General features: G+C 33.6%; 18 protein-coding genes. 4 read left to right on the top strand and 14 right to left on the bottom strand.

Annotated features, from left to right (window positions below; translation table 11 throughout):
• The first annotated feature begins 107 nt into the window (after window positions 1-107).
• Window positions 108-716 carry a YkgJ family cysteine cluster protein gene (locus tag CLU81_RS17360; protein WP_099710962.1) on the top strand — a complete coding sequence of 203 codons (609 nt, stop codon included), beginning with the start codon at window positions 108-110 and terminating at the stop codon, window positions 714-716.
• A 24-nt stretch (window positions 717-740) separates the two neighbouring features.
• On the opposite strand, the gene CLU81_RS17365 is transcribed toward CLU81_RS17360, so the two are convergent.
• Both CLU81_RS17365 and CLU81_RS27135 read right to left on the bottom strand, forming a co-directional pair.
• Window positions 741-1,451 (bottom strand): LytTR family DNA-binding domain-containing protein, encoded by a 711-nt coding sequence (locus tag CLU81_RS17365; RefSeq protein ID WP_099710963.1) that lies wholly within the window; start codon window positions 1,449-1,451, stop codon window positions 741-743.
• Window positions 1,427-1,942: a sensor histidine kinase gene (locus CLU81_RS27135; protein ID WP_233209729.1), complete on the bottom strand. Its 516-nt coding sequence runs from the start codon at window positions 1,940-1,942 to the stop codon at window positions 1,427-1,429. Before CLU81_RS27135 ends, CLU81_RS17365 begins: the two co-directional genes overlap by 25 nt.
• A gap of 663 nt (window positions 1,943-2,605) precedes the next feature.
• Between CLU81_RS27135 and CLU81_RS17375 the strand changes: the two genes are divergently transcribed.
• The 3 genes from CLU81_RS17375 (at window position 2,606) to CLU81_RS17385 (ending at window position 5,519) form a co-directional block, all read left to right on the top strand.
• On the top strand, window positions 2,606-3,586 hold the full coding sequence (locus CLU81_RS17375; protein WP_099710965.1) for a DUF6268 family outer membrane beta-barrel protein: 981 nt from the start codon (window positions 2,606-2,608) through the stop codon (window positions 3,584-3,586).
• A 45-nt stretch (window positions 3,587-3,631) separates the two neighbouring features.
• A complete protein-coding gene (locus CLU81_RS17380; protein WP_099710966.1) occupies window positions 3,632-3,844 on the top strand; it encodes a hypothetical protein in 213 nt (70 codons plus the stop codon).
• A gap of 145 nt (window positions 3,845-3,989) precedes the next feature.
• Window positions 3,990-5,519 (top strand): SulP family inorganic anion transporter, encoded by a 1,530-nt coding sequence (locus tag CLU81_RS17385; protein WP_099710967.1) that lies wholly within the window; start codon window positions 3,990-3,992, stop codon window positions 5,517-5,519.
• Window positions 5,520-5,594: 75 nt separating this feature from the next.
• Here the strand turns inward: CLU81_RS17385 and CLU81_RS27245 are convergent, their stop codons facing one another.
• The 12 genes from CLU81_RS27245 to miaB form a co-directional block, all read right to left on the bottom strand.
• Window positions 5,595-5,867: an amidohydrolase family protein gene (locus tag CLU81_RS27245; RefSeq protein WP_369804818.1), complete on the bottom strand. Its 273-nt coding sequence runs from the start codon at window positions 5,865-5,867 to the stop codon at window positions 5,595-5,597.
• Window positions 5,830-7,308 carry an amidohydrolase gene (locus CLU81_RS17390; RefSeq protein WP_255410517.1) on the bottom strand — a complete coding sequence of 493 codons (1,479 nt, stop codon included), beginning with the start codon at window positions 7,306-7,308 and terminating at the stop codon, window positions 5,830-5,832. The genes CLU81_RS27245 and CLU81_RS17390 overlap by 38 nt, the downstream gene beginning before the upstream one ends.
• A 189-nt stretch (window positions 7,309-7,497) precedes the next feature.
• A complete protein-coding gene (locus CLU81_RS17395) occupies window positions 7,498-8,700 on the bottom strand; it encodes an ectonucleotide pyrophosphatase/phosphodiesterase (protein WP_099710968.1) in 1,203 nt (400 codons plus the stop codon).
• 158 nt (window positions 8,701-8,858) lie between these two features.
• Window positions 8,859-10,487, bottom strand: coding sequence for a chaperonin GroEL (gene groL / locus CLU81_RS17400; RefSeq protein WP_099710969.1), 1,629 nt, complete (start codon window positions 10,485-10,487; stop codon window positions 8,859-8,861).
• Window positions 10,488-10,529: 42 nt separating this feature from the next.
• Window positions 10,530-10,886, bottom strand: coding sequence for a four helix bundle protein (locus tag CLU81_RS17405; protein ID WP_099710970.1), 357 nt, complete (start codon window positions 10,884-10,886; stop codon window positions 10,530-10,532).
• A gap of 82 nt (window positions 10,887-10,968) precedes the next feature.
• The gene (groES, locus tag CLU81_RS17410; protein ID WP_012023920.1) at window positions 10,969-11,244 is read right to left on the bottom strand and encodes a co-chaperone GroES; all 276 of its coding nucleotides are present in this window, start codon (window positions 11,242-11,244) and stop codon (window positions 10,969-10,971) included.
• A gap of 148 nt (window positions 11,245-11,392) precedes the next feature.
• Window positions 11,393-11,731, bottom strand: coding sequence for a preprotein translocase subunit SecG (gene secG / locus CLU81_RS17415; RefSeq protein WP_099710971.1), 339 nt, complete (start codon window positions 11,729-11,731; stop codon window positions 11,393-11,395).
• Window positions 11,732-11,734: 3 nt separating this feature from the next.
• The gene (locus CLU81_RS17420; RefSeq protein WP_099710972.1) at window positions 11,735-13,399 is read right to left on the bottom strand and encodes a tetratricopeptide repeat protein; all 1,665 of its coding nucleotides are present in this window, start codon (window positions 13,397-13,399) and stop codon (window positions 11,735-11,737) included.
• Between the two features lie 97 nt (window positions 13,400-13,496).
• A complete protein-coding gene (locus tag CLU81_RS17425; RefSeq protein WP_099710973.1) occupies window positions 13,497-14,015 on the bottom strand; it encodes an LptE family protein in 519 nt (172 codons plus the stop codon).
• A 65-nt stretch (window positions 14,016-14,080) separates the two neighbouring features.
• Complete coding sequence (locus tag CLU81_RS17430) at window positions 14,081-15,340, bottom strand: sigma-54-dependent Fis family transcriptional regulator (protein ID WP_099710974.1); 1,260 nt, start codon at window positions 15,338-15,340, stop codon at window positions 14,081-14,083.
• 59 nt (window positions 15,341-15,399) lie between these two features.
• Window positions 15,400-15,921, bottom strand: coding sequence for a YcxB family protein (locus tag CLU81_RS17435; RefSeq protein WP_099710975.1), 522 nt, complete (start codon window positions 15,919-15,921; stop codon window positions 15,400-15,402).
• An 83-nt stretch (window positions 15,922-16,004) separates the two neighbouring features.
• Window positions 16,005-17,450, bottom strand: coding sequence for a tRNA (N6-isopentenyl adenosine(37)-C2)-methylthiotransferase MiaB (miaB, locus tag CLU81_RS17440; protein WP_099710976.1), 1,446 nt, complete (start codon window positions 17,448-17,450; stop codon window positions 16,005-16,007).
• Window positions 17,451-17,913 lie beyond the last annotated feature (463 nt).

A 17,913-nucleotide genomic window follows, 5' to 3' on the forward strand; every position in this document is an offset into this window, starting at 1 on the left:
GCATGACCATATGAATTATTGTTTGTGGAATAAATACATAAACTATTCACAATAAAACTACACTTCTGGCAGGAGCAATTTCAATTAGTCTACCTTACCAAAAAAAGATGGCAATAGAACAGAAAGTTCGGCTGGTTGAAGAATTGTTTGAGCGGCTTGAAATTGAAATTTCCGCATTTAAATCTGAAACTCATTTGTATTGTAATGCTGGTTGTGGCAAATGTTGTTCTAAACCAAACATAGACGCTTCTCCATTAGAATTTTTGCCTTGGGCGTTTCATTTGTTTTTAAATGGCAAAGCCGAAGAAACTTTAGAAGAATTAAACAATTCTAGTACTAAAAACTGTCTTTTATATCGACCACTTTCTGTATTAGAAAATCATAAAGGAGCTTGCAGTAATTATCGTTATCGCGGATTAATATGCCGTCTTTTTGGTTATGCCGCGAATACAGATAAATATGGAAAACTAAGATTAGCCACCTGCTCAATAATTAAAGAAGAGCAAAAGCAAAACTTTAATAAAAGTGAAGAATCAATTAATAAAGGACAATATGTACCCATTTTTACTGATTATTATATGAAGCTCGCACAAATTGATTTCAAAATGGGAATGACTTTACTTCCCATAAACGAAGCACTAAAAAAAGCAATCGAGGAGGTTTTACATTATTACGCTTACAGGCCATTTCCGGGCGGACTTGAGAATATTGCTTAAGGAGATTTTTATTAGATTTAAAATTTATTTAAAAAAGCTATCCAATAAAATCTGATATTTCCTTCCTACGGGAATAATTTCTCCATTGGAAAGTGTAAGTGTTTTGAAAGTTTTCGAAGAAATTTCGTTCGCGTTTACAATATAAGATCGGTGTACCTGAATAAAGTTGGTGCTGTTAATCTCGTCAGAAATGCTGGAGAGAGAACCGTAGATAATTTGAGGAGATTTTAATTTTTTGCTATACAATTTCATGTAATTACCCAGACTTTCGATATAGAAAATATCACTCAAAAGTGTATCAATCATTTGACCATTACTACGGTATGAAAGAGACCTTTCACTAGCGGTATTTTCTTTTTTAAGACTTTTTCCCGAGTAAAAGGTTCTGGCTTTTTCTATCGCCTTAGAGAATTTTTCGAACGAAATAGGTTTTAGTAAATAATCAATTGCATCATTTTGGTACGCCGAAAGTGCAAAGTCAGAATAGGCTGTGGTAACAATAGTTATGGGGCGATTGGGCTGTAATTCCATTAATTCAATACCTGAAATTACAGGCATATTAATATCCAGGAAAATAATATCATATTTGTTTTCGTTGAGCATTTTTACCGCTTCCATACCACTAAAGGCACTTCCGGAATATTCCAGATCGTCACATTTTGCAATATGCGAAGCCAGCGCCTTGTGTGCAGGCGTTTCGTCGTCAATGATCAGGCAACGATAGGTAAGTCCCATATATTTAATTTTACGCTAAAAGCATTTTTCTCTTTTTTGCAGCTCAGTTCATGTTTCAAACCGTAGACTTCAAGTCGTCTCTTTAGGTTTTCAATTCCAATTCCTGTTCCCGAAAGTCTGGAGCCTGATTCTAAATAATTATTTTTCAGAGTAAAAGATAAATGTCGTGATTTTACTTTTAAGTCCAAAAGAATAAAGGGTTCTGCAGTTTCACCCGAAAACTTAACAGCATTTTCTACCAAAGGTAAAAAGAATAAGGGCGGAATATTGATGCTGTTAAAATCGCCTGCATAGTTTTGAGTCACATTTAATCTTTCGTTTCGGAACGTATAATATTCAATATATTTTTTAACAAAATTAATTTCTTCGGCAACCAGAACATAATCTTTTTTAGTGGCTTCAATTTGATAACGAAGCATATCTGAAAGATTCAAAATTCTGTCCGGCAATTTATCAGGCTCAGTTAGAGATTCTCCATATAAATTATTCATTGCATTTAGCAAAAAATGAGGATTGAGCTGCTGTTTTAAAAAAGAAAGTTCGGACTTATAATTCATAATATCCTTATCTGTTTGCGAAACTTTTTTCATGATCATGATATGAATAAAATAGAAAAATGTTCCGTTAATAATAAGCGATAATATTTGTAACGTCTTAAAGTTTCCCAAGCCAACTAAAGGGAAAAACCAATTCATAAAAAAGTAAAAAGCAGTCCAATAAAGCGCAAAGAGCGTGAAGAATGTTTTAATCTTTTTTTTAAACAAGAAAGGTTTAATGATAAAAAGATTAAAAATGGTAACCCAGATAATACAAGGAAAATAACCAACTGCTATTTTACTAATCATATAAGACAAATCATGGCCGTCTAATTTGATTTCATCATACACACAGGCAAAAATGACTGCAATTATCAATGCGTTTACGATGAGATTTCGAAGAAAAAAGTTCTGATATATTTTGAGAATCGTCATAACGGCAAAATTAGCGAAATAGTATAGTTTTAGCTTTTTTCTGTGCCAAAATTATACAAACGCCATTGATATAAATAATACGCCATTTATATAATTAAGCTTTTATAATCAGGGCTTCACGTTTACATTTGCCTCGAGATTTAAACCTCTTTTCAAAAACAAACTCTAAAAATTTATTGGCTTATGAAAACAAACATCATTTGTGTTTTATTTGTATTTGCAGCAATGCGAACGGTTGCTCAGGAAAAAGATGCTCCAATAAAAACCGTTGTAAAAGTTGTAACGGATAAATTTCCAACCACTCGAATTTTAGATGTACAATACGAACAATTAGGTCCCACCAATTTTGATTCTAAGCTTTTTGGAGATCGGTTTGAAAGAGGAAGAATTGAAAGTCATAATAGATTTAAAGCAGCCATTAATGTACCTTTCTTTTCTTCAAAATCTAAACGGTTTGTTCTGACAAGTTCGCTTCGTTATAAGTATGAAACCTATGAATTTGGAGATATTTATAATTACAATTCAGCAACGACGTATACTAGAGAAAAAGAAGAAATCCATTTTTTTGCGGCGGCTTTAAGCGCAACTTATGTTTCGACACTTTTTCATAAACCAATTATTTACAATGCTACTGCAACAGTTGACGGTAATCAGGATAATTTTCAGCGTGTAAAAGGTTTTGCAACCGCTAATATTGTTCTGAAAAGAACCGCTAATACAACGCTAACTGTTGGAGTTCTGGCTATGTTAGATCCTTCATCGATTATTCCAATTACACCACTTTTGACTTATAATCATAAGTTCGAAAACTCAAAGTGGGATATCGATTTTATTCTTCCGCAGCGTTTATTATTTAGAAGAGAATTGTTAGAAAATGGAAGGATTTCCTTAGGAACTGAATTAAATACCGAAAGTTTTTACCTGAATTTAAACAATTCAAAATTGAAAGGAATTTATGAAATGAATCAACTCGAATTGAAGTCCGGAATTACATATGAATACAGCTTTGCGCCAAAATTTATCGGAATAATTAAAGCCGGTGTTAATAATGTTGTGAGTGCGCGTGTAACAGAAAAGGGTGAACGAACGTCTAAGTATGTATACGATCAAAAGGAAGATGCGCAAGGCTATTTTAGATTTGGGATTTCGTATAATCCGTTTTAAAAGTATTTTTTGATTTTAAATTAAGTAGTATTAAAATTAGCAATTATGATTGTTGAGGTTTTTAAAACAAATGTTCAAAAAGAGGCAGATAAAAATTATATTATTACTGTTATTCAAACCCATTTTCCCAATTATAAAATCAATTTCGATTTAGAAGATTGTGATAAAATACTAAGAGTCGAAGGCGTTAATCTAAAGCCTAAAAGCATAATTGATTACGTAAATCGTCTAGGATATATTTGTATAAAATTAGAATAACTGTATTATGATAAATTTTATTATTTCATGTTTTTTACTGTTGGCAGAGCAGTTTTTAAAATAAATTAAAGTTTTTGGAATTCCTTTTTGGTAATAGAATGCTTTGTTCTGTTTGTGCGCATTATTTTTCTAAATTTGTGCTCTTATGAAAAAAGCCTTCCAACTCTTCGATTTTACTCAAAAAGTCAATTATAGAAATGAAATTTTAGCCGGTTTGACAGTTGCTATGACGATGATTCCTGAATCGTTGTCGTTTGCTATTTTGGCTGGGTTTCCACCACTTGTTGGTTTATATGCGGCTTTTATCGCTGGTTTGGTTACCGCTATTTTTGGAGGAAGACCCGGAATGATTTCAGGCGGAGCCGGAGCAACAGTTATTGTTTTAATAGCTTTAATGAAATCTCACGGAATTGAATATGTTTTTGCGGCCGTTGCGCTCGGTGGTGTGGTGCAAATTTGTATTGGACTTTTTAAACTCGGAAAATTTATTCGATTAGTTCCTCAACCTGTTATGTTTGGTTTTGTAAACGGTTTGGCAGTTGTGATTTTTATGTCGCAATTAGAACAGTTTAAAACGGTAATTAATGGTCAGGTTTCCTGGCTGCAAGGAACTCCTTTGTATATTATGTTGGGTTTAGTTGCTTTGACGATTGCGATTGTGTTGCTTTTTCCAAAATTAACTAAAACAGTTCCAGCTTCTTTGGTAGCAATTTTAGTTGTTTTTGCAATCGTACTTGTATTTAATATTGAAACCAAAACGGTTGAAGATATTGCCTCAGTTCAAGGCGGATTTCCTCCGTTTCATATCCCTAATATTCCACTTTCTTTTGAGACTTTAAAAGTAATTTTTCCCTATTCGGTAATTGTTGCCGCTGTTGGCTTAACCGAAGGTTTGCTTACGCTGAATCTAGTTGACGAAATTACCGGAACCCGAGGTAATAGTAACAGAGAATGTATCGCTCAGGGAAGTTCAAATATATTAAATGGTTTCTTTTTTGGAATGGGCGGATGTCCAATGATTGCTCAGACTCTTGTGAATCTTTCTGCTGGTTCTAGAGCTCGACTTTCGGGAATAATTGCTTCTTTGACCATTTTATTAATCATACTTTTTGGAGCGCCAATAATCGGAAAATTACCAATGGCAGCTTTGGTTGGTGTGATGATGATGGTTGCAATTACAACTTTTGAATGGGCAAGTTTCAGAATCATAAACAAGATGCCTAAACATGATATTTTTGTTGGAATTATGGTTGCCGTGATTACAATTTTATTGCACAATTTAGCTTTGGCGGTTTTGATTGGAGTAATTGTTTCAGCGCTGGTTTTTGCTTGGGAAAGTGCCAAAAGAATTCGTGCTAAACATTTTATTGATGCAGAAGGAGTGAAACATTATGAAATTTATGGCCCATTATTTTTTGGTTCAATATCGGCTTTTGTAGAAAAGTTTGATGTAGCAAACGATCCAAATCACGTAATTATTGACTTTAAAGAAAGCCGTGTATCCGATATGTCAGCGATTGAAGCACTCAATAATTTAACTAAGAAATACAATCAACTTGATAAAGTAATCGAGTTACAGCATTTAAGCCCCGATTGTCGGGAATTGCTTAAAAATGCAGAAGCCGTTATCAAAGTAAATATTATTGAAGATCCAACGTATAAGGTCGTTTCTTAAATTAGAAAATGTGTCAATTAGATAATTAGATAATGATTATGCGCTATCTATAAAATTATCTAATTGACACATTTTCTAATTAGCAAATTTAAACACAGTTTTCCCTTCTTTAATAGTTTCCAAAACTTTAATATCTATAATTTTCTTTGGATCAACTTTTAAAGGATTATTATCCAAAATAACAAAATCAGCTAGTTTATCTTCTTTGATTGAACCTTTGGAATTCTCTTCAAAATATTGATAAGCTGCCCAAATTGTTATAGATCGTAAAGCATCATAAGGACTAATTCTTTCGTCAGGACCAATTACATCACCAGATCTGCTGATTCTGTTTACTGTAGAATATATATAATATCATAATACTGTTTGGAAGTGCAACTGGAGCATCATGATGTTCTGTAAAAATAATTCCTTTTTTTAATGCCGTAGCGGCTGGCGAAATGCGATAAGCTCTTTCTTTTCCTAAAGTTTCATCTCGATGCCAATCGCCCCAATAATAAGTATGCATCCCGAAAAAAGATGGTATAATTTTTAAAACTTTCATAGAATCAAGTTGATCAAAGCGAGCTGTTTGCGCATGTATAGCAACAGTTCTTCTGTCTTTTGATCCGTATAAATTGGTAGCAGTTCTTACCGCTTTTATAAATTCATCGATTGCGGCATCCCCATTGCAATGGGCTAAAATTTGCCAATTATTAGCATATGCAGAATCAACAAGAGCGATAGCATCGTTTTCTTTTGAAAAAGCTGGATAACCCGCATAAGTATTTGGTTTTCCGGGAGGCGGAACTTTGTATGGTTTTGTAAGCCAAGCCGTTTTACCTTGTGGCGAGCCGTCAAGCGAAAGTTTTACACCCGCAATTCTAAAATGATTTGTGTAATTTTTTTGAACACCATTAGTTTTCATATATGCCATTTGGGTCTGAATATCTGGATAAGCAGCAACGTCAATAGAAAGTTTTCCTTCATCGGCTAATTTCTTCCACGTATTACAAGCATCGCTACTTGCACGACCTTCTTGCGCTGTTGTAAAACCAAATTTCGTGTAAGCTGCAATTCCTGCTTCTGCAATTTTTACGTTTGCAGTCTGATCGAGAGTTCCCATAATCTTGAATAACGGAATAAACATTGCCATTTCTTCCAGAACTCCGTTTGGTTCCTGAGAGCCTTCTTTTCTTCGGATTACACCGCCTGCAGGATCTTTTGTGTTTGCATTATATCCGGCAAATTCTAAAGCTTTATGATTCATAACAGCCAAATGACCAGATTGATGAATAATTAAAACCGGAACGGTTGTCGAGACTTTATCGAGATCATCAGCAGTTGGTGGAAGTTTTTCTTTTAGTTGTGCATCATCATAGCCAAAACCAACAATCCAACCATATTTTCCAACGGCTTTTGGGTTCTTAATATTCCATTCTTTTAATAAAGAAATAAGTGTCGGAATATCGTTTCCAGTTCCATCTGGAGCCGGAAGTAAATTTGCAGATACAGCCTGAAAACCAGCATTCCATACATGACCGTGAGCATCTATAAATCCGGGAAGTAATGTTTTTCCTTGCAAATCATTCATTTGAGTTTTATCACCATGAAATTTTTCAGCTTTGGTTTTTGATCCAACGAAAATAATTTTGCCTTCTTTGATTGCAACGGCTTCTGCATAATTTGGCTTATTACCTTCCATAGTTATAATATCGCCTCCAAAATAAATCGAATCAGCAGGATTGGCAACTTCTTTTTTACAACTTATTAAAGTAAACAGAAATATAAGGCTAAGTATTTTTTTCATTTGGCGGATTTTTAGTTTGCGAATAAAAACAACTTTGGAATATCCTTAAAGTTAAATAAAATACTTTTATGTTTTAAATGTTTTATTTTCAGAATGTTGTGCTTTTAGTTAAAGGATAAAAAAAGCGCCAAATAGAACTCTCTATTTGGCGCTTTTCACTTTAATATAATTTTCTAATTGATATATTCTCTAATTCTTCAGCATGTTTTTTACTTCACTAAACTTTCCATCTACTTCATCAATTTGCAAACCTAAAATATGAGCAATTAGAGGATAAACCGAAACGTTTTGAAATGAACCAACTTCTTTATTTACTTTGAATGCCGGACCTTTTGCATAGAAAATAGCCTGCATATCTTTTGTTCTGTTGTCATAACCATGAGTTCCGCCTTTTGTATCTTGAGTTTTGTTGCTTGCCAAACTATATCCTTTTTTAGCTTCAATAACAAAATCATGAACTCTTGGATTTGTACCATAATGAAATCTTTTAGGAACTTCACTTGATTTCCAGAATTTGATATGAGGCACTTTTTTCAAAGCTTTTGCGATAGAATCCTGATATCCCGGTTTTGCCTGAAGGCTCATAATGGGGTTAATAACAGCTTTGTATCCCAACCATTCCGGTTTTAAATAATCCAGAATAACTACTTTTTTATCGTTACTTATATCAGTCATTCCATGATCTGAAACGATAATTAAATTAATTTGTTTTCCGATGGACAATTGATCCAGTTTAGAAGACAATTGTCCCATAATTGTATCCATTTTGTGAACCATTTTTTCATTTTCTTTTGAAAGAGGTCCAAAAGTATGTCCGGTATGATCAGGTTCATCAAAGTATAAAGTGATTAAATGAGGTCGTTGTTTTTCAGGAAGCTGAAGCCATTTTATAACAGTATCGATTCTGGTTTCATATGGAATTTTAGCATCGTAGTTTTTGTAAATTCCTGGTCTTTTTTTATCCGTATCAGATCCTGGCCAAAAGAAAGAAGCTGCTTTGACACCTTGTTGTTCCGCAACATTCCAAATTGGATTTCCGCCATAAAAACGAGAATCATTTTTAGCATTTGTGGATAATGAAAAAGATTCGTTTAAAGCTGAGTCATAAAAAACATTGTTGATGATACCATGATGATCCGGATAAAGTCCGGTTACGATCGCATAATGATTCGGAAATGTTTTACTTGGATAAGAAGGACGCATAGATTTGGCATGAACGCCTTCTTTTGCTATTTTATCAAGATTTTGAAGTTTGAAATGTTTCGCATAATCCCAACGAAATCCATCCATAGAAACTAAAACAACATAATTGTCTTTATTAGATTGAGAATAGGAAAAAGAGGTAAGGAGTAAGAATGTAAAAAGTAATAGGTGAGTTGTAAATTTTCTCATTTTGCAATTTTAATAGAACTGCAAATTTACTGATAAACGATTTTTTAATGAAAAAGAGAATGTTAAACTAAAGAAAAGTTTGCAAAGAAAGAATGAAATTCGTGGCAAAAAAAACGCCGGATTAATATCCGGCGTTTTAAATTTTAAGAAAAGAATGATTACATCATTCCTGGCATACCGCCACCCATTGGCATTCCGCCAGCGCTTTCTTCTTTAATATCAATTAATGCACATTCTGTAGTTAAAATCATTCCCGCAACAGAAGCAGCATTTTCTAATGCTACACGAGTTACTTTTTTAGGATCAATAATTCCAGCTTTAAGCATATCTACATATTCGTCAGTTTTAGCATTATATCCAAAATCACCAGAACCTTCAGCAACTTTTGCTACAACTACAGAACCTTCAAGACCTGCATTTTCAACAATAGTTCTTAATGGAGATTCAACAGCACGAGATACAATCTGAATTCCTGTTGCTTCATCAGCGTTGTCAGCTTTAATTCCTGCTAATACAGCTTTTGCTCTTAATAAAGCAACACCACCACCAGCAACAATTCCTTCTTCAACAGCAGCACGAGTAGCGTGTAAAGCATCGTCAACTCTGTCTTTTTTCTCTTTCATTTCAACCTCAGATGCAGCACCAACATAAAGAACAGCAACACCACCAGCTAATTTAGCTAAACGCTCTTGCAATTTTTCTTTATCATAATCAGATGTAGTAGTTTCCATCTGACCTTTAATTTGGTTTACTCTGTTTTTGATGATATCAGCTTCACCAGCACCACTTACAATTGTAGTGTTGTCTTTATCGATAGAAACTCTTTTTGCAGTTCCTAACATTTCGATAGTTGTGTTTTCTAATGTATAACCTCTTTCTTCAGAAATTACAGTTCCACCAGTTAAGATTGCAATATCTTCTAACATTGCTTTTCTTCTGTCTCCAAAACCTGGAGCTTTTACAGCAGCAATTTTAAGAGCACCTCTTAATTTGTTTACTACAAGAGTCGAAAGAGCTTCTCCGTCAACATCTTCAGCAATAATCAATAATGGTTTTCCTGATTGAGCAACTGGCTCTAAAACTGGAAGTAATTCTTTTAAAGAAGATACTTTTTTGTCGTATAATAAGATGTATGGAGAGTCTAATTCAACTTCCATTTTCTCTGGATTTGTTACGAAGTAGGGAGAAAGATATCCTCTGTCAAACTGCATACCTTCAACAACATCCACAAAAGTGTCAGTTCCTTTAGCTTCTTCAACAGTAATAACACCTTCTTTTCCAACTTTTGCAAAAGCAGTAGCGATTAATTCACCAATAACTTCGTCATTATTTGCAGAGATAGAAGCAATTTGTTTGATTTTATCAGAATCGCTTCCAACAACTTTAGCTTGTTTTGCAAGGTCAGCAACGATAGCTTCAACAGCTTTATCGATACCACGTTTCAAATCCATTGGATTTGCTCCTGCAGCAACGTTTTTTAAACCTTCTTTTACGATTGCCTGAGCTAAAACTGTAGCAGTTGTAGTTCCGTCACCCGCTAAATCATTAGTTTTAGAAGCTACTTCTTTAACCATTTGCGCGCCCATATTTTCTAATGGGTCTTTTAATTCGATTTCTTTTGCAACAGAAACACCATCTTTAGTAACCGTTGGTCCACCAAATGATTTTCCAATAATTACATTACGACCTTTTGGTCCAAGAGTTACTTTTACAGCATTTGCTAATGCATCAACACCACGTTTTAATCCGTCACGTGCTTCAATATCAAATTTTATATCTTTTGCCATTTTCGATGTGCTTTAGGCAGTAGGCTTTAAGCTTTATGCTTTCTACTGCTGAATTAATTTTTGTTTTAATTTGTAAATTTTGCTTTTTATACTGTTAATTTTCTGTATCTGATTTTCTGCAATTTCATTATTCAGATATTGCAAATCTTTAGCTAAAATTAAAAGATATTCTGTTTCATTGGCAGAACCCAAAGCTATGTTGAGAAATTGATTAAATTCTTTGTCGCTATTTCTTCCACATCCTTCACTAATATTAGTGGGAATTGATGCAGATGCTCTTCTAATCTGACTTGTCAATCCATATAATTCTTCTTTAGGAAATAAAGAAGTCATTTTGTAGATTTCTAAAGTAAAAGAATGACTTAACGACCAAATATCATATTTTTTAAAATCTCTCATTTGTTTTGCATTAGGCTTTAGGCAATACGCTTTAAGCTTTTTGTTAGAGCCTAAAGCCTACAGCTTATAGCTTAAGGCAATTTTAGATAATCGCAAGGATATCGTCCTCACGCATAATCAAATAATCAGTTCCTTCAAGTTTTAATTCTGTTCCTGCATATTTACCATAAAGTACAGTATCACCAACTTTTACAGTCATAGTGTGATCTTTAGATCCATTACCAACAGCTACAACAGTTCCTTTTTGTGGTTTTTCTTTGGCAGTATCCGGAATAAAAATACCTGAGGCAGTTTTTGTTTCAGCTGCAACAGGCTCAATAAGTACGCGATCTGAAAGCGGTTTAATGTTTAAGGCCATGATTTTATATTTTATATTTATTATAAGTTATACGATTTATATGTTCTATTGGATTTCAGAAATTGTGCCATGCTCTTAAAACTGACATTATTTCTTAAAAAAAATGCCAGCTTTGACAGGCTGGCATTTTATATTTATTTCAAAATTATTATTTTGCTGCAGGAGTTGCCGGAGCAGGTGTTTGTTGAACTGGAGCAGCTGGCGTATTAGCAGGAGCTTCAGTTTTTTCAATGATTTTAGAATCAGTATCGCTTAATGATCCTGAAAAGCTTAAGCTTGAAAGCAAAATTAAAGCAATCAAAATAGTTGCTAGTGTCCAAGTACTTTTATCTAAAAAGTCTGTTGTTTTTTGTACTCCACCTAACATTTGAGTTCCGCTGATAGTAGACGATAATCCGCCTCCTTTAGGGTTTTGAACCATGATTACTACGATCAATAGAAAACAAACTATTGTGATTAAAACTAAAAAAATTGAAAATGTGCTCATTGCTTAATTATTATTGTTATTTTGTTGTAAAATCTTTATATCCGAAATACGGTCTGCAAAGAAACTAATTTTTTCTGGATATTTCAAAATTAATATTTCATATGCTTGTATTGCTTTTGTATATTTTTTTTGTTCCAGATAAACTCTCGCCAAAGTCTCTGTCATTAGATACGAATTATCCTCTTGATTTATGTTGAATTGTACTGCCGGAGTTATTGCAGTTTGCTTTATAGGCGAAATTTTCGGGTTCGTTTCAATGAATTTATCGATTATTTCTGCCTTTTTCTTCTTCTCTTCGTCCAGTTCTTCGTCGTCAGCTTTTATTTCAGTTGGCTCTTCCGTTTTTTTTTCTTCTTCTTGTGGAGTTACTTTTTCCTGAGTTTCTTCTGTTCTGTCAATAGGCTCAGTTTTTGCTAATTGCAGCCATTCCTGAAAAGAGTGTTTTTCATTAACCGAAAAATCCAACGGTTTTCCTATTTCCAGATTCTCTTCTGCATTTTTTACAGTTTCTGGAATTTCAATTTCTTTAGGTTCTTCAATTTCTGCTGCTTTTTCAAAAACTGTAGGTGAAGCTTCTGTGGTAGAATTTAAAACTGATTCTTCAATTGGATCAATTTGTACTTCTGGAATTTCATCATCAACTGTTTCGTCAAAAAAGGTCGAAGTTGCTATTTTAACAGGCTGTTCGATAATAGACTCAACTTTTTGTTCCTCGATTTTTGCAGGTTCTTCAAGAGTTATGTTTGTTTCTTCTATATCAGAAGTTAAAACAGCTTGCTCAACTATAAAGTCAATTTTTGGTTCGTCAGTTTCTGCAGATTCTTCAAAAGTTATGTTTGTTTCTTCTATATTAGAAGTTAAAACAGGTTGCTCAATTATAGAGTCAATTTTAGGTTCTTCAGTTTCTGTAGATTCTTCAAAAGTTGTTGTAACTTCTTTAAAAGAATCTAAAATTGCTTGCTCGCTAATTGCTTCAACTATAGGTTCCTCTGTTTTTACAGGTTCTTCAAATGTTATGTTTGGAACTTCTTTAAAAGAATCTAGAATTGCTTGCTCATCAATCAGCTCAATTTTAGGTTCTTCTGTTTTAATAGCTTTTTCAAAAGTTAGGGTTGAAACGTCTTTAAAAGAGTCCAAAATTGCTTGCTCGCTAATAGATTCAATTATAGGTTCTGCTGTTTTTATAGGTTCTTCAAAAGTTGTTGTTACTTCTTTAAAAGAATCTAAAGTTGGCTCCTCAATGATTACGGGTTTTTCAAAAGTAACAGATGTAGCTTCTTTAATAGAATTTAAAATTGATTTTTCAATTGGATCAATTCGTACTTCCGGGGTTTTTTTGCTTTGTTCAGCCGAGATTATTTCACTGTCAAAAACAGTAATATTCAAAAGATGTTTCAGCTTTTGGTCGTAATATTCACTTTGTATAGAAGTAAATGTTTCTGATGTTATAAAATCAAACAAAACCGAACGATCACAAGTATGAGCCGCTGTTACTTTTAGAGCATAATTATACTTAAAGCTGTTTTGATCATAAAGTCCTTTTAATCGCAATGCACGTGCACTTTGAAAATACGGAAATTCATTCAAGACACCTCCTAATGCATCCGTTTGCTTTTCTGTAATAGCATCGGGTTTGTTCATTAAGTAAGTATAATCAGTTACGTTCATTATTTATTGTTTAATCGTTTTATTATTGTTTAACTGTGTATTTGTTTAATTGTTCAAATCGATTTAACGATTAACCGATTAAACAAATCAACGTTTTTTACCATTTTGCAAGTGACTCATTAAAGATATCCTGAGTAATTCTTTCAAAAATAACTTTTAGCGCTTCATTTAAAATTGCTCCTGTAGGTAAACCTGATCCAGGAAAGTCATAGTAAAATTCAAATGACTTTTCAAAATCATCAGTCTCTTTCTTTTTATTGGTAAATCTAACTTGTACTCTAATTGTTAAACGGTTTTGTGCTGCTCCTACATCACCACCTGATGTCACAGCGGTTGCAGTCATAGGAGTTGTTCTGTAATCTACAATTTCTCCTTCATAAACTAAATCGCCGCCGTTACTAACTAAGTTTAAGTTAGTTTGCCCCATAATTAAATCCTGAAGAGCAAGTGTAAATTGTCTGTCGATTCCAGGCTCAACTAAATCAGCATTATTTTGAAAAAAATTAACCTGAAAAGTTTTGGCGTCAATTTTTCCTGTTCCTGTAAAATTATAAACGTTGCAACCGCTAAAAGTTGTTGCTATTAATAGAATTAGAAGATATTTTAAGTTTTTCATTTTTTACTTTAAGAGTTCAAAGATATTCATTTTCGTCTAAAACATTTGTTGTCTTTGTGACAAAACTACAAATCAAATTGTTTAATTTTTCTATATAAAGTTCGTTCAGAAATGCCTAATTCGTCTGCAGCGGCTTTTCGTTTACCTTTATTTTTCTCTAATGATTTTTTGATCATTTCGATTTCTTTTTGTTCTAAACGCAAAACTTCTTCTTCCTCAATTGTTTCGGCAAACAAATAATTATCATCTTGCATTTGATAATTTTCTTCACGTGCTGTTGGTGTCATTACAGCCGTTCTTGGTTCTTCTTCAAAATCTATTTCGCTTTCGTTTTCCTGAGAACCATATATTTTCTGAATCAGATTCGGATTGATATCCTGCACTTTTGATGTTCCGTTTTTCATCAATTCCAAAGTGAGTTTTTTCAAATCATTCAGATCACTTTTCATATCAAAAAGCACTTTGTACAAAATATCTCTTTCAGTGCTAAAATCGCTGTCTTTTTTCTTGTCACTAATTACAGAAGGCAAATTGCTTCCTTCATTACTAGGAAGATAAGATTGTAAAGTTGCCAAAGAAATATCGCGATTGGTTTCCAGAACCGAGATTTGTTCCGCTACATTTCGCAGCTGACGAATGTTACCATTCCATCTGAATTTTTGCAAAAGCTGAACAGCATCATCGTCTAATTTCAACGGAGGCATTTTATATTTGTGTGCAAAATCTGCAACAAACTTTCTGAATAACAAATGAATGTCTTCGTTTCTTTCGCGTAAAGGCGGTAAAGTAATTTCGACAGTTGTTAAACGATAATACAAATCTTCACGGAATTTTCCTTTTTCAATAGCATTGAATAAATTCACGTTTGTTGCCGCTACGATTCTAACATTTGTTTTCTGAACCTGAGAAGAACCTACTTTTATAAACTCACCATTTTCAAGAACACGAAGTAAGCGAACCTGAGTTGTTAACGGTAATTCACCAACTTCGTCAAGGAAAATAGTTCCGCCATCTGCTACTTCAAAATAACCTTCACGCGTACTTGTTGCGCCTGTAAAAGCACCTTTCTCGTGACCAAAAAGTTCACTATCAATAGTTCCTTCAGGAATTGCTCCACAGTTTACAGCAATATATTTACCGTGCTTTCTATGCGAAAGCGAATGTATTATTCTTGGAATATTTTCTTTACCAACACCACTTTCTCCAGTTACCATTACTGATATATCAGTAGGAGCAACCTGAATCGCTTTTTCGATGGCACGATTTAACTTAGGATCATTTCCAATAATTTCAAATCGCTGTTTAATTGCTTGAACTGTTTCCATTTGTTTTTTGTTTCAAGTTTTTTATTTGTTTCAGGTTTCAAGTTTCTATACTTTGAGCCTTAACTTTTTAAACTCTTTTTTATATCGATCGAATTAAAAAGCTGTTTTAATTCGTTATATTGATTCTCTTTAAGATCTTCTTTAATAATTGGTAAAGCAGAAGTTTTATTTAAATAGATCAAAAACCAATCTTTGGTTTCTTTAATTTGAAAAGATTCTTTCCAAAAATTTTCGATTTTAAAACTTTCAGCCTCTTGGGTAAACGAATCTTTTGTAATAGTTATTTTTTGAGATTCTAAGTTTTTTTTATTTTTAAGAATATTCTTTTTGATGCTGTACATTGTTAAAAAGTATACAGTAATCCATACAAGAATTACCATTCCAAAAGGTAAAAGATCAAAAAAGTCCCATTTTATATTAGTCACAGATTGTGTAGCTGATAAAGCTATGTTTTGCAAAAGGACAAAAAAGAAAATAAAAATAATAAATTTCACAAAACGCATTCTCAAAAGCAGATATTTAGAAACTTTAACTAATGTGTCTGTATTAGGCTTGTATTCAATAATGATTTCTTTTTCCATTCTTAAATTTATAACTTGAATATTTGATTATTTAATATTTTTCAAGTTACAGAAATAACCTGAAACATGAAACCTGAAACAAACTAATTCATTTCAGAATATCCAACTGCTTCACCTTTTAAGGTTCCAGAAGTACAACTTGTAATTTTTACGTTTACGAAATCTCCAATTTTATAATTCTCTTTAGGGAAAACTACCGTAATACTTTGAGAATTTCTTCCTGAGAATTCTTCAGTTGATTTCTTAGATACTTTTTCGACTAAAACTTCAACAATTTGTCCCACGAATTCTTCACTGCGGAACCAAGCATGTTTTTGTTGCAAATCGACAATTTCCTGCAATCTTCTGGCTTTCGTTTCTTCCGGAACATCATCTTCCATTTTTCTTCCTGCCAAAGTTCCCGGGCGTTCAGAATACGAATACATATAACCAAAATTATATTTCACATATTCCATCAAGCTCATTGTATCTTGGTGATCTTGCTCCGTTTCTGTTGGGAAACCGGCAATCATATCTTGCGAAATCGAAGCATTCGGAATAATAGCTTTAATTTTATCAATCAAAGTCATGTATTCTTCACGAGTATGCAAACGATTCATTTCTTTTAGAATTCGGTCACTTCCAGACTGAACAGGCAAGTGAATATGTTTACAGATATTTGGATATTTTGCAATAACATGCAAGATGCTTTCGTGCATATCCTGCGGATTCGAAGTCGAAAATCTAATACGCATTTTTGGGAAACCAACAGCAACCATTTCAAGCAATTGATCAAAATCAACCGCTGTGGCTTTTTGCATTTCAGTAGCATTTACGAAATCTTTTTTCAAACCGCCGCCGTACCAAAGGTAACTATCAACGTTTTGACCTAAAAGCGTAATTTCCTTAAAACCTTTGTCCCATAAATCCTGGATTTCCTTCATAATACTTTGAGGCTCACGACTACGCTCACGACCACGAGTAAAAGGTACAACGCAAAATGTACACATATTATCGCAACCACGAGTGATCGAAACCAGCGCCGTAATTCCGTTACTCATCAAACGAACAGGCGAAATATCTCCGTAAGTTTCCTCTTTCGATAAAATAACATTAATAGCGTCGCGTCCTTCTTCAACTTCCGCCAATAAATTTGGCAAATCCTTGTAAGCATCAGGTCCCACAACAAGATCTACTATTTTTTCTTCCTCTAGAAACTGACTTTTCAAACGCTCAGCCATACAGCCCAAAACGCCCACTTTCATCTTTGGGTTAATACGTTTTACCGCATTATATTTCTCCAGACGTTTACGAATAGTTTGCTCCGCCTTATCTCGAATCGAGCAGGTATTTACCAGAACTAAATCAGCGTCTTCAAGAGTTTGAGTAGTATTATATCCGTTTATTGATAAGATGGAAGCTACGACTTCACTGTCCGAAAAATTCATCGCACAACCGTAACTTTCTATAAAAAGTTTTTTAGTATTCTCAGGTTTATTCTCCAAAACAAGACTTTCGCCCTGTTTGCTTTCCTCAATAATCTTTTCCATTGTATAATTTCAAAGTGCAAAGATAACGTAAATGCGGTCAATGTGACAAGATGGCAGAGAAAAGATTTTATAATTTAGAGTTAAGATTATTGGAATTTTAGATTTTAGAGTTCAGATTTTAGATTGTTGGAACAAACAAAGAATAAGGGAATCTAAAATCAACAATTTAAAATAATAATAGCCACAGATTAAAAATAATTCTCAAAGCTTTGCGAACTTCACCTGAAATCTTCAGCTCAGATTAAAAATTAGCGAGCTTAGCGGGAAACTTTGTGAACTTTGCGGCTAAATCTTTTTTTAAGAAGCTATTTCCGGCTTTCCGCTGCAAGTCCTCATAAAAAACGCAAAGTTTCTAATATTTTAAAAAGAGCTTCTCCCGACGCTTCGGGAGTCGCTTTTTTAAAACAAGAAACTTTTGCATTTTTTACTCCGGGCTTTCCACTATAATCCGGGCTAGGGGTTT

Origin of the sequence: Flavobacterium sp. 9 (assembly GCF_002754195.1) — a bacterium.
GTDB lineage: Bacteria > Bacteroidota > Bacteroidia > Flavobacteriales > Flavobacteriaceae > Flavobacterium.